General features: G+C 61.0%; 10 protein-coding genes and 1 pseudogene. All 11 read right to left on the bottom strand.

Annotation, left to right across the window (positions count from 1 at the left end):
- Window positions 1–67: 67 nt before the first annotated feature.
- Complete coding sequence (gene glpK / locus NKJ84_RS23550) at window positions 68–1,561, bottom strand: glycerol kinase GlpK (RefSeq protein ID WP_352508451.1); 1,494 nt, start codon at window positions 1,559–1,561, stop codon at window positions 68–70.
- 145 nt (window positions 1,562–1,706) lie between these two features.
- Window positions 1,707–3,434: an ABC transporter substrate-binding protein gene (locus NKJ84_RS23545; protein WP_254817346.1), complete on the bottom strand. Its 1,728-nt coding sequence runs from the start codon at window positions 3,432–3,434 to the stop codon at window positions 1,707–1,709.
- A gap of 78 nt (window positions 3,435–3,512) precedes the next feature.
- Complete coding sequence (locus NKJ84_RS23540; RefSeq protein WP_352508493.1) at window positions 3,513–3,779, bottom strand: DUF2160 domain-containing protein; 267 nt, start codon at window positions 3,777–3,779, stop codon at window positions 3,513–3,515.
- A gap of 173 nt (window positions 3,780–3,952) precedes the next feature.
- On the bottom strand, window positions 3,953–4,867 hold the full coding sequence (locus tag NKJ84_RS23535; RefSeq protein WP_352478954.1) for a carbohydrate ABC transporter permease: 915 nt from the start codon (window positions 4,865–4,867) through the stop codon (window positions 3,953–3,955).
- Window position 4,868: 1 nt separating this feature from the next.
- Window positions 4,869–5,735: a carbohydrate ABC transporter permease gene (locus NKJ84_RS23530; RefSeq protein WP_023674893.1), complete on the bottom strand. Its 867-nt coding sequence runs from the start codon at window positions 5,733–5,735 to the stop codon at window positions 4,869–4,871.
- A gap of 1 nt (window position 5,736) precedes the next feature.
- Window positions 5,737–6,804 (bottom strand): ABC transporter ATP-binding protein, encoded by a 1,068-nt coding sequence (locus tag NKJ84_RS23525; RefSeq protein ID WP_352508450.1) that lies wholly within the window; start codon window positions 6,802–6,804, stop codon window positions 5,737–5,739.
- Between the two features lie 9 nt (window positions 6,805–6,813).
- Complete coding sequence (locus tag NKJ84_RS23520) at window positions 6,814–7,893, bottom strand: ABC transporter ATP-binding protein (protein WP_254817350.1); 1,080 nt, start codon at window positions 7,891–7,893, stop codon at window positions 6,814–6,816.
- Between the two features lie 39 nt (window positions 7,894–7,932).
- Window positions 7,933–9,459, bottom strand: a complete 1,527-nt coding sequence (gene glpD, locus NKJ84_RS23515; RefSeq protein WP_352508449.1) for a glycerol-3-phosphate dehydrogenase — start codon at window positions 9,457–9,459, stop codon at window positions 7,933–7,935.
- 126 nt (window positions 9,460–9,585) lie between these two features.
- Window positions 9,586–10,353 (bottom strand): DeoR/GlpR family DNA-binding transcription regulator, encoded by a 768-nt coding sequence (locus NKJ84_RS23510; protein WP_254817352.1) that lies wholly within the window; start codon window positions 10,351–10,353, stop codon window positions 9,586–9,588.
- A gap of 110 nt (window positions 10,354–10,463) precedes the next feature.
- Entirely contained in the window at window positions 10,464–11,876 is a 1,413-nt protein-coding gene (locus tag NKJ84_RS23505; protein WP_352508448.1) for a pyridoxal phosphate-dependent decarboxylase family protein, read from the bottom strand.
- Window positions 11,877–11,934: 58 nt separating this feature from the next.
- Window positions 11,935–12,426: pseudogene (locus NKJ84_RS23500) on the bottom strand (proteasome-type protease); the annotation flags it as partial.
- Between the last annotated feature and the right edge of the window lie 101 nt (window positions 12,427–12,527).

Genomic DNA, 12,527 nt, shown 5'->3' with positions numbered 1-12,527 from the left:
TAGAGACTGTAAGCCCGCGCCCGCAACGGCGCGGGTTTCATGGGTGCGAAGCCGGTGCCCTCCCTGCTTATTGCACGCTTAGCGTCCTGCGCACAGCGTGGCGCCAACCTGCCAGCTTGGCGGCACGTGTCGAAGCATCCATCTCCGGCTTGAACCGGCGCTCGAGCGCCCAACTCCTGGCGAATTCCCGCGCCTTCGGCCAGACACCGGCCTTCGAGCCGGCCAGCCATGCCGCACCAAGCGCGGTCGTCTCGAGAATTGTCGGCCGGTCGACCGGCGCATCGAGAATGTCGGCCAGCCGCTGCATGGTCCAGTCCGACGCCACCATGCCGCCATCGACCCTGAGCACAGTCTTGGCCGAAGCGCCCTTCCAGTCCTTGCGCATAGCGTCGAGCAGATCGCGCGTTTGGAACGCAACGGATTCCAGCGCCGCGCGGGCAAATTCCGCCGGCCCCGAATTGCGGGTCAGCCCGAAGATGGCGCCCCGCGCCTCGGCATCCCAGTGCGGTGCGCCGAGCCCGACGAAAGCCGGCACCAGATAGACGTTCTGCGTCGGATCGGCCTCCGCCGCCAATTTGCCGCTCTGCTCGGCCTTGCCGATCACCTTGATGCCGTCCCGCAGCCACTGCACGGCGGCGCCGGCGATAAAGATAGAGCCCTCCAAGGCATAGGTGGTGTTGCCGTTCAGCCTGTAGGCGATGGTGGTCAAAAGCCGGTTCTTCGAACGCACCAGATCGCTGCCGGTGTTGAGCAACGCGAAGCAACCGGTTCCGTAGGTGGATTTCATCATGCCCGGCTCGAAACAGGCCTGGCCGATCGCCGCCGCATGCTGGTCGCCGGCCACACCGAGGATTCTGATCTCTGCGCCGAACAGACTTTTGTCGGTCATTCCAAAATCATCGGCACAGTCTTTCACCTGCGGCAGCATTCTTGCAGGTATACCAAGAATGGCCAGCAACTCGTCATCCCAGGCGTTTTGTTCGATGTTGTAGACCAGCGTGCGCGAGGCATTGGTGGCGTCAGTGGCGTGGACCTTGCCGCCAGTCAGGCGCCAAATCAGGAAGCTGTCGATGGTGCCGGCCAGCAGTTCGCCCTTCTCGGCGCGTTTTCTGGCGCCCTTCACCTTGTCCAGCATCCAGGCGATCTTGGTGCCGGAGAAATAGGGATCGAGCAGCAGGCCGGTCTTTTTCGTGAATTTCTTCTCCAGCCCCAGCTTCTTCAGTTTCTGGCATAGCGGCGCGGTGCGGCGGTCCTGCCAGACAATCGCGTTGTGGATCGGCTCGCCGGTCTCCTTGTCCCAGATGACGACGGTTTCGCGCTGGTTGGTGATACCGATCGCGGCAACGTCCGCTGCGTTGCGGCCGGCTGTCTTCAGCGCGGCCCTCACCGTTTCCACGACGCTTGACCAGATTTCCTCGGGATCATGCTCGACCCAGCCGGAGGCCGGATAATACTGGGTGAATTCCTTTTGCCCGCTGCCGACGACCTTCATCTTGTCGTCGAACAGGATCGCCCGGCTCGATGTCGTGCCCTGGTCGATTGCGAGGATATATCCGGTCATTCTCTCTCCCGTCGAAGCGAATTCAAGGTGCTACGATGTCTCGACGCCCGATGGCGCGGAGCCGTTCACGCAAACAGGGGAGACGGCAACATGCCGCCTCCCCTGAGTATGGCGATGCGGGCGCGAACGCCCGCATCAAACAGCCCTATTGCTGCCAGCTCTTCACCAGCTCGTCATAGTTGATGGTGACCGGTTTTTCCTTCTCGTTCTCGATCTTGAGCTGAGGAGCGAGATTGCCCTTCTTGACCGCATCGGCGTTCCAGTAGGCGAGGTCATGCTCTTCGGCCATCTTCGGGCCGATATCGCCCTGGACGCCCGACTTCTCGATGCGGCTCATCACCTTTTCCTGCTCGGCGCAGAGCGAGTCCATTGCTTCTTGCGCGCTTTTGGCGCCCGACGAAGCATCGCCGATCGCCTGCCACCAGAGCTGTGCCAGCTTCGGATAATCCGGCACGTTGGTGCCGGTCGGGGACCATTGGACGCGTGCCGGCGAGCGGTAGAACTCGATCAAGCCGCCGAGCTTCGGCGCACGCTCGGTGAAGCTCTTGTCGTGGATCGTGCTCTCGCGGATGAAGGTCAGGCCGACATGGCTCTTCTTCACGTCGACCGTCTTCGAGGTGACGAACTGCGCGTAGAGCCAGGCGGCCTTGGCGCGGTCGGTCGGCGTCGACTTCATCAGCGTCCAGGAACCGACGTCCTGATAGCCAAGCTTCATGCCGTCCTTCCAGTAGACGCCATGCGGCGACGGCGCCATGCGCCACTTCGGCGTGCCGTCGTCGTTCAGCACCGCCTTGGCGCTGGCGTCGACCATGCTGGCGGTGAACGCGGTATACCAGAAGATCTGCTGGGCAACCGCGCCCTGCGCCGGCACCGGCCCTGACTCGGAGAAGGTCATGCCCTGGGCTTCCGCCGGTGCATAGGCCTTCAGCCAATCGAGGTACTTCTGGATGGCATAGACGGAAGCCGGACCATTGGTGTCGCCGCCGCGCGCCGTGCAGGAACCGACCGGTCGCGAATTCTCGTCGACCTTGATGCCCCATTCGTCGACGGGCAGACCGTTCGGAATGCCCTTGTCGCCATTGCCGGCCATCGACAGCCATGCGTCGGTGAACCGCCAGCCGAGCGACGGGTCCTTCTTGCCATAGTCCATATGGCCGTAGACCTTCTTGCCGTCGATCTCGCGGCCGGTGAAGAACTCGGCGATGTCCTCATAGGCCGACCAATTGACCGGCACGCCGAGGTCGTAGCCGTATTTGGCCTTGAAGTCCGCCTTGTTCTTCTCGTCATTGAACCAGTCGTAACGGAACCAGTAGAGGTTCGCGAACTGCTGGTCGGGAAGCTGGTAGAGCTTCTTGTCGGGCGCGGTGGTGAACGAGGTGCCGATGAAATCCTTCAGGTCGAGATTCGGGTTGGTGACATCCTTGCCGTCGCCTGCCATCCAGTCGGTCAGGTTGCGCACCTGCTGGTAGCGCCAGTGCGTGCCGATCAGATCGGAATCGTTGACCCAGCCGTCATAGAGGTTCTGGCCGGTCTGCATCTGGGTCTGGATCTTCTCGACAACGTCGCCTTCCTGGATGACGTCATGCGTGACCTTGATGCCGGTGATGGCCGTAAAGGCCGGCGCAAGCACCTGCGATTCATACTGATGCGTGGCGATGGTTTCGGAGACCACCTTGATATCCATGCCGGCGAAAGGTTTCGCGGCATCGATGAACCATTGCATTTCGGCTTCCTGGCCGGCACGGTCGAGCGTCGAGAGGTCGCCAATTTCCTTGTCCAGGAAGGCCTTGGCCTCGTCCATTCCGGCATAGGCATTGCTGGCCCCGAGCAACAGGACAAGCGCAGTTGTTGATGTCAAGAATTGCCGTCGCATGTATTTCCTCCACTGTTAAAGTTCAAAGTGCGATCTGGATCGGCGGCCGGCACGCCGCCGTTCCAACAGTTTCCCCCTCTATACGTAGCGGAACACGCCGACGGCGAAGACCACGGAGAGAGCGAGAGCCCACCACAGATTGGGTCCGACTAGACCCAGCCAAGCGAGATGGATAAAGGCGCTGCCCAGCAGCGACAGGAACAGGCGGTCGCCGCGCGTCGTTTCGAAGCGCAGTACGCCGACGCGCGGATTGCCGCCCGGCGAGACGTATTCCCACACCGCCATGCCGCAAAGCAGCAGAAAGATGGTTCCAAAGAAGGCCGCGGTCGGCCACGTCCAGGCCATCCACGAAAAATCGAGGTTGGACGAGAGGTTAAATCCCCACAGGCGGATATTGGCCGGGTCGCTGAAGCCCACCGTTATCGCCACGAAATCGATTTGAAGTGCCACCCAGGCCACGACGACCAGGGCAAGAAACAGCACGGCCCACCACCATGGGCTTCTGTCGACCTGTTCCATCATACCCTCCCCAGGGCAAAGCCCTTGGCGATGTAGTTGCGCACAAACCAGATGACGAGCGCGCCCGGAATCAGCGTCAGCACGCCGGCGGCGGCGAGCAGCCCCCAATCCATACCGGCGGCCGAAACGGTGCGGGTCATGGTCGCGGCAATCGGCTTGGCATCCGTGGTCGTCAGCGTGCGGGCGATCAAGAGCTCCACCCACGAGAACATGAAGCAGAAGAAGCACGCCACGCCGATGCCGCTCGCAATCAGCGGCATGAAGATCTTGATGAAGAAGCGCGGGAACGAATAGCCGTCGATATAGGCGGTCTCGTCGATCTCCTTGGGCACGCCCGACATGAAGCCTTCGAGGATCCACACCGCCAGCGGCACGTTGAACAGGCAATGCGCCAGAGCCACGGCGATATGGGTGTCGATAAGGCCGAAGGCCGAATAAAGCTGGAAGAATGGCAGCGCGAACACCGCCGGCGGCGCCATGCGGTTGGTCAGCAGCCAGAAGAACAGATGCTTGTCGCCGAGGAAGCGATAGCGCGAAAAAGCATAAGCAGCAGGCAGTGCCGCAGCCACCGAAATCACCATGTTCATAACCACATAGGTGATCGAGTTGATGTAGCCCGAATACCAGGACGCGTCGGTGAAGATGGTGCGGTAATTCGCCAATGTCGGCGCGTGCGGGTAGAGAGTCAGCGACGAGACGATCTCGCCATTGGTCTTGAAGCTCATATTGATGAGCCAGTAGATCGGCAAAAGCAGAACGACGATGTAGAGCGTCGGCACGATCCACCACCAGCGCGACTCCTCGCCGCGACGGCGCATCAGCCGTGCGATCTCGTCCTGCCGTAGCGTGCTGGCGAGCCCTTCCGAAGCTGTCGTCTCGCTCACCCTATCGGCTCTCTCTTCGGTGCGGCTCATCTCAACGCTCCGCGTCATAATTGGTCATCACGGTGTAGAACACCCACGACAACAGCAGGACGATAAGGAAGTAGACCAGCGACATCGCCGCCGCCGGGCCGAGGTCGAACTGGCCGAGCGCGGTCTTGACGAGATCAATCGAAAGAAAGGTCGTCGAGTTGCCGGGGCCGCCACCAGTGACCACGAACGGCTCCGTGTAGATCATGAAGCTGTCCATGAAGCGCAGCAGCACGGCGATCAGCAGCACGCGGTTCATCTTCGGCAGCTGGATGTAGCGGAACACCGCCCAGCGCGAGGCACCGTCGATCTTGGCTGCCTGATAAAAGGCATCCGGAATCGAGACCAGGCCGGCATAGCAGAGCAGGACGACGAGGCTGGTCCAATGCCAGACGTCCATGATGATGACCGTGACCCAGGCGTCATATGGGTCTTGCACATAATTATAGTCGATGCCGAGCGCGTTGACGTAATAGCCGAGCAGGCCAATGTCGTTGCGCCCGAACACCTGCCAGATGGTGCCGACGACGTTCCACGGGATCAGCAGCGGCAACGCCATCAAAACAAGGCACACAGGCACGCCCCAACCCTTCTTCGGCATATTGAGCGCAATGAAGATGCCGAGCGGCACTTCGATCGCCAGGATGATAAAGGAGAAGACAAGGTTGCGGATCATCGCCTGCCAGAAGCGGCTCGAGGAAAGCAGTTCCTCGAACCATTCCGTGCCGGCCCAGAAGAAGACGTTATTGCCGAAAGTGTCCTGCACCGAATAATTGACGACCGTCATCAGCGGTATGACCGCCGAGAACGCCACCAGCAGCAGCACCGGCAACACCAGGAACCAGGCTCTATTGTTCCAGGTCTTTTCCACTTCAGGCTCCCATCTCGACGCGCCAGGAATCGGCATAGATGTTGATGCCGGCTGGGTCGAACCGCACCTTCGGATCAGCCGGAACTGTCTCGTCCTCGCCGATGACGGCGGCGATCTCGCGCCCTTCGAGATTGGCACGGACCACCTTGTGGCGGCCGACGTCCTCGACCTTGCTGATCCGGACGGCCATGCCCTGTCTGCCCAGGCGCACATATTCGGGACGGATGCCGAGCTCGATGGCGCCCTCACCCGCCTTGGGCACGCCCGGCAGTTCGATCTGCTGCGAGCCCAGCCGCGCAGTCTTGCCGTCGATCGCCACCGGCATGACGTTCATGCCGGGCGAGCCGATGAAATAGCCGACAAAGGTGTGGCGCGGGCGCTCGAACAGCTCTGCCGGTGTGCCGATCTGTACGATTTCGCCGTCATACATGACGACCACCCTGTCGGCGAAGGTCAACGCCTCGGTCTGGTCGTGCGTGACATAGACCATGGTGTAGCCGAAGCGGCGGTGAAGCTGCTTCAACTGGGAGCGCAGCACCCATTTCATATGCGGGTCGATGACGGTCAAAGGCTCGTCGAACAGGATGGCGTTGACGTCGGAGCGCACCAGCCCGCGCCCGAGCGAGATCTTCTGCTTCTGATCGGCTGTCAGTCCGCGGGCCTTTCGTTTGGCCATATCGGCCAGCCCGGTCATCTCCAGCGTTTCGCGCACCTTACGGTCGACGTCGGCCTCCGGCACGCCGCGATTGCGCAGCGGGAACGCCAGATTGTCGTAGACCGTCATCGTGTCGTAGATCACCGGGAACTGGAAGACCTGGGCGATGTTGCGCTCTTGGGTCGACAGATTGGTCACGTTCCTGCCGTTGAACAGCAACTGGCCGTGTGAGGGATGCAGCAATCCCGAAATGATATTGAGCAGCGTAGTCTTGCCGCAGCCGGACGGGCCGAGCAGCGCATAAGCGCCGCCATCCTCGAAGGTGTGGTGCACTTCCTTCAGCGCGAAATCGGCATCCGTGCGCGGGTTCTGCAGATAGGAGTGACGGATATGATTGACATCGATGCGCGCCATCGCTTCCTCCTAAGCCGCCAGCTTCGGCGCGGCCACGGCGCGGCCGTGCTCGTCGAAGACCATGATGTGGCGCGGGTCGATGAACACCTCGACCTCCTCGTCCGGCTCGAAGTCGCGAATACCGTGGGTCAGCATGACCCAGCGCGCATCGGCAAAATCGAGATGGATGAAGCTTTCCGATCCGGTGATCTCAGTGATCGTCACCTTTGCGCGCACCGGCACTGCGGCGGCGTTGGGCCGATCGAGGGACAGATGATGCGGCTGGAAGCCGATCGTATAGATCGCATCGGCAATGCCGAAGAGTTCCGCCGGCACCGGCAATTTCACGCCGCCCTCGAGCAGGAAATCCAGGCCCTTCTTGGCAAGCACGATGGTGTTGAGCGGCGGATCGGCGAAGGTCCTCGCCGTCACCAGATCGACCGGTTTGCGGAACACTTCGATGGTCGGCCCAAACTGGGTGATGCTACCCTCGGAGAGCGTTGCCGTGTTGCCGCCGAGCAGCAAGGCCTCGTGCGGCTCGGTCGTGGCATAAACAAAGATTGTGCCGGCGGCCGCGAAGACTTTCGGCAGTTCCGCGCGTAATTCTTCACGCAGCTTGTAGTCGAGATTGGCGAGCGGCTCGTCGAGCAGCACGAGGCTGGCATTCTTGACGATGGCGCGGGCCAGCGCGGTGCGCTGCTGCTGGCCGCCCGACAGGCTGAGAGGCGTCCGGTCGAGATAGGGCGTGAGTTTGAGAAGGGCGGCCGCATTGCGCACCTCCCTGTCGATCGTTGCCTGATCCGTGCCGGCTACCCGCAGCGGTGAGGCGATGTTTTCGTAGACCGTCATCGCCGGATAATTGATGAATTGCTGGTAGACCATGGCGACGTTGCGCTTTTGCACCGGCATGCCGGTGACATCCTTGCCATCGAACCAGACTGAGCCCGAGGTCGGCACGTCGAGGCCCGCCATCAGCCGCATCAGGCTGGTCTTGCCGGAGAGCGTCGGCCCGAGCAGGACGTTGAGCGAGCCGTGCTGAAGCGTCAGCGAGACATCGCGGATATGTTCCGCCGCGCCCACCGTCTTCGTCACGTTTCTCAGTTCAAGCATGATGCCTCCTCCCAGGCTTTCTGCATCAGTCGGCCGTTCCTATTCGGCAGCCGCTACGTGCTGCCGGCTTATTCCGCGCATGAACTCCTCGAGCACTGCCGCCTGCTCACGGCTGAGACGCAGGCCGCGCTTGGTCCGGCGCCACAATACATCCTCGGCAGTCATTGCCCATTCGTTTTCGGCGAGGTAGCGCACCTCGGCTTCGTAGAGATCGGCGCCGAAGTTGCGGCCAAGATCGACGTTCGATTTGGCGAGGCCCAGCAGCTTCCTTGCGCGGGTGCCGTAGAGCCGGGTCAACCGGCGGGCCAGCCGGGCGTCGAGGAACGGGTACGCCGTTTTCAGTTTCGCCAGCTCGGTATCGAAGCCAGTGACGGGAAAGTCACCGCCCGGCAGCGGCGCGTTTGCCGTCCATGGCTTGCCGCGCCTGCCGAGAAAACCCTCGATCTTCTCGAGCATCGATTCCGACAATCGGCGGTAGGTGGTGATCTTGCCGCCAAAGGCATTGACGATCGGGGCGGCACCCTCGCCTCCATCGGCCTTCAGCACATAGTCGCGGGTGGCTTCCTGCGCCTTTGAGGCGCCATCGTCGTAGAGCGGGCGCACCGCGGAATAGGTCCAGACGATATCCGACGGCTTGACCGGCTGCGCGAAATATTCGCTTGCCGCAGCGCAGAGATAGTCGATCTCGACATCACTGATCCTGACGTCGTGCGGATCGCCGGGATAGTCCCGGTCGGTGGTGCCGATGAGCGTGAACTCGTCTTCATAGGGGATGGCGAAAATGATGCGCCCGTCCTTGTTCTGAAAGAAATAGGCGCGTGGGTCGTCGAATTTCTTGCCAACGACGATGTGGCTGCCTTGCACGAGGCGTACATTGTGCACGTCGTTCAAGCCGACGGTGGCCGACAGCACCTGATCGACCCACGGGCCGGCGGCATTGACCAGCAGCCGCGCCTTGACCTCCTCGGTATCGCCGGTCCGCACGTTTTCAAGCCTGACCGTCCAGAGATTGCCTTCGCGGCGTGCGCTGACGACCTTTGTTCGGGTTCGAATGGTTGCGCCGCGTTCGGCAGCGTCGCGGGCGTTCAACACAACCAGCCGGGCATCGTTGACCCAACCGTCCGAATATTCGAACGCCTTTCGAAACAGCGGCTTTAGCGGTTTGCCGGCCGGATCCTTGGCCATGTCCAGCGTTTTCGTCGGCGGCAGCAATTTGCGCCCGCCGATATGGTCGTAGAGGAAAAGCCCGAGACGAATCAGCCAGGCCGGACGCAGCCCCTTGGCGTATGGCAGCACGAAGCGCATCGGCCAGATGATATGCGGCGCGTTCCTCCACAGGACCTCGCGTTCCATCAGCGCTTCGCGCACCAGGCGGAACTCGTAGAATTCGAGATAGCGCAAGCCGCCATGGATCAGTTTGGTCGAGCCGGAAGAGGTTCCGCTGGCCAGATCGTTCATCTCGGCAAGAAATACCGAAAACCCACGCCCAACGGCATCGCGGGCGATGCCGCAGCCATTGATGCCGCCACCGATGACGAAAATGTCATGGATCGGTGATGCGCCCAAACAATCCTCCCTCGATTTCGCATCGCAGCATTTTTGGGTTCTTGCGAAACCGTACGGGAATTATTTCGAAATGATAACGAATGTCAAACGAAATATGATTGGCGACAGGATGCCGCAACGGCATCTCTAGGAGAGCGACGTTTCGATCAGCTGAACTTCTGCCTCCTGGCAGATCTTACGCACCGATGGGATGTCGCAACGATCGGTGATAAAGGTGTTGACCTGCGACAGATGGCCGATGCGGACGGGCGCGGTGCGCTCGAACTTGGTCTGGTCCGACACGAGGATCACATGCCGCGCGTTGGCGATGATCGCCTGCGCGACTTTCACCTCGCGAAAATCGAAGTCGAGCAGTGCGCCGTCGTGATCGATGGCCGAGGCGCCGATCACCGCAAAATCGACCTTGAACTGCCGGATGAAATCGACCGCTGCCTCGCCGACCACACCGCCGTCGGAACCGCGTACGACACCGCCGGCGATCACCACCTCGATCGAAGGATAAACGCGCATCCTATTGGCAACATTGATGTTATTGGTGATGACCATCAAGCCGCTGTGATCGAGCAGCGACTTGCTGACAGCTTCCGTCGTTGTTCCGATATTGATGAAAAGAGACGCGTTGTCGGGGATCAGCCGGGCTGCTGCGCGGCCGATCGCCTCCTTCTCCTCGGCGGCGATCTTGCGCCGAGCCTCATACTCCATGTTCTCGATGCCGGACGGGAACAATGCCCCGCCATGAATGCGAGACAAAAGCCGCTGGTCGCAGAGATCGTTGAGATCCTTGCGGATCGTCTGCGGCGTCACGTTGAAATGCGTCGCCAACTCCTCGACCAGTACGCGGCCATGGTCCTTGGCCATCTGGATGATTTCGGAATGACGCGGCGACAGATACATCTAGCAACCTCTCGTTTTCGTTTTACTTGTCTATAACGGAAAACGAAAGCCATGAACAGGAAGATCAGGTGACTGCAAGAAAAGCCCCGGCGCACCCTCGATGATGCCGGTCAGCCCAGGCCGCGCGCAATTTCAGTAATGACCTCGAAAGCAGTATCGACATCCGCCGCTGTCGTTTCGAACTGCCCGACCTGAAAGCGGATCGCCACCTTCCCGTCCACCCGGGTTTGCGTCAGGTAGATGCGGCCGTCATCGTTGATCGCGCTGACCAACCGCAAATTGTGCTCGTCAGAGTCGGCGCCCGCAGCCGCGAGATGCCGGAACGAGAACAGCGACAGCATCGGCTCGGTGACGATCTCGAAATCCGGTTCCTTTGCCAGCCTTGCGGCGAGGCTCTCGCTCCAGGCGACATGGTTGCGGACCATGGTCCGCAGATTTTCCAAGCCATGTGCACGCAGCAGGAACCAAAGTTTCAGCGCGCGGAACCTCCGGCCAAGCGGCACCGACCATTCGGAGTAGTTGATGACTCCGTCGCGGCCATGCGTTTTCAGGAATTCGGGCTTGATCGCCAGCGTGCGCACGAGGTCTTCCGGCTGACGGATGAACTGCATCGAGCAATCGAACTGTGCGCCCAGCCATTTATGCGGGTTGAAGACAATGGAATCCGCATGTTCGGCGCCTGCCCAGAAATGCCGGAACTCGGGGCAGATCATGGCGGAGCCAGCCCATGCGGCATCGACATGCAGGTAGAGCCCGTGCCGCTTAGCCACCGCGGCAACAGCCGCCACATCGTCGGTGCCGCCGGTACTTGTGCCGCCGACGCTGGCGATGATCCCCGCCGGCAGCATGCCGTTTTCGCGGTCGGTGACGATCGCGGCTTCCAGAGCCGCCGTCTGCATGGCGCGGAAGCGTCCGGCGACCGGAATGCGCACGAGGTTCGCCTCGCCGATGCCCGACACCCAGATCGCCCGGTCGATGGAAGTATGGACTTGGCCGGAAGAATAGACCCGCACGACCGGCTGGCGTTGCAAGCCGTTCTTGTTACCTTGCCAGTCGAGCGCGCGCTCGCGCATGGTCAGCACGGCGGCAAGCGTCGCCGACGAAGCCGAATCCTGCATGACGCCGGAAAATCCCTCCGGCAGACCAAGCGCCTGCCGCATCCAGTCGACGACACGCGTCTCGAGTTCGGTTGCCGCCGGCGAGGTCTGCCAAAGCATGCATTGCGCGGCCATGGCGGCAACCAGATACTCGGCCACGACCGAGGCCGGTGCCGCATTGGCCGGGAAATAGGCGAAGAAACGCGGATGCTGCCAGTGCGTCATGCCCGGCAGAATCTTTTGCTCGAAATCGGCGAAGATTGCCTGCATCGTTTCGCCATTTTCCGGCGGTGCGACATCGATGCTTTTGAAGATTTCGCCCGGCTCGACAAACGGCCGCACCGGTCTTTCGCGAAGGCTGTCTCTGTAGTCGGCGCCCCATTCGGCCGCTCGCAGCGACCATTCGCGGAATTCGTTGCTATTCATCTTCGCCTCCGTAGCGCCTCGTCGAGCCGCCATCAAAGAGCACGAAAAACGAAGGTTTTCATTCGGGAAAATCAGGCAAGCTGGCAAAGGCAGTCTTCAGCGCGTTCGACCAGCTATCCGAGATCGTGCGATAATATTGATCATCCTGGGTTATTCGCTTTTTGAGGCCGACCTTGAAGGTGTCCTTTTCATAGAACAGCAGGTCGAGCGGCAGGCCGACCGACAGGTTCGACTTCAGCGTCGAGTCGAACGACACAAGCAGCAACTTCACCGTCTCGGCGAAACTCATCGTCCTTTCATAAGCGCGGATGATGATCGGCTTGCCGTATTTGGTCTCACCGATCTGGAAGAACGGCGTGTCGTCGGTGGATTCGATGAAATTGCCTTCCGGATAGATCATGAACAGGCGCGGCGCGCTGCCCTTGATCTGACCGCCGAGGATGAAGGAGGCGTTGAAATAGGAATCCGCCTTTTCGCCCGCCGGCGACGAACTGGCGATGACCTCCTTGACGGTGTCTCCGACCAGCCGCACTGTCTGGTACATGGAAGGGATAGTGTGCTGAAGGTTCTGCAAAAAGTTTTGGAGAGAGAACGGGGCTTGCTCTGAGGGGCGAGCGGCCATGGCACGGTGGTGACGTTGCGATCACCGAT

This window comes from Mesorhizobium sp. M0048 (assembly GCF_040323405.1).
Classification (GTDB): domain Bacteria; phylum Pseudomonadota; class Alphaproteobacteria; order Rhizobiales; family Rhizobiaceae; genus Mesorhizobium.
This window is presented reverse-complemented; position numbering and strand designations above follow the sequence as displayed.

Excerpts from the sequence above, each read along its gene's own strand:
- glpK (WP_352508451.1), bottom strand. The coding sequence starts at position 1,561 with ATGACCGGATATATCCTCGCAATCGACCAGGGCACGACATCGAGCCGG.
- NKJ84_RS23545 (WP_254817346.1), bottom strand. The coding sequence starts at position 3,434 with ATGCGACGGCAATTCTTGACATCAACAACTGCGCTTGTCCTGTTGCTC.
- NKJ84_RS23540 (WP_352508493.1), bottom strand. The coding sequence starts at position 3,779 with ATGGCCTGGACGTGGCCGACCGCGGCCTTCTTTGGAACCATCTTTCTG.
- NKJ84_RS23535 (WP_352478954.1), bottom strand. The coding sequence starts at position 4,867 with ATGAGCCGCACCGAAGAGAGAGCCGATAGGGTGAGCGAGACGACAGCT.
- NKJ84_RS23525 (WP_352508450.1), bottom strand. The coding sequence starts at position 6,804 with ATGGCGCGCATCGATGTCAATCATATCCGTCACTCCTATCTGCAGAAC.
- NKJ84_RS23520 (WP_254817350.1), bottom strand. The coding sequence starts at position 7,893 with ATGCTTGAACTGAGAAACGTGACGAAGACGGTGGGCGCGGCGGAACAT.
- NKJ84_RS23510 (WP_254817352.1), bottom strand. The coding sequence starts at position 10,353 with ATGTATCTGTCGCCGCGTCATTCCGAAATCATCCAGATGGCCAAGGAC.
- NKJ84_RS23505 (WP_352508448.1), bottom strand. The coding sequence starts at position 11,876 with ATGAATAGCAACGAATTCCGCGAATGGTCGCTGCGAGCGGCCGAATGG.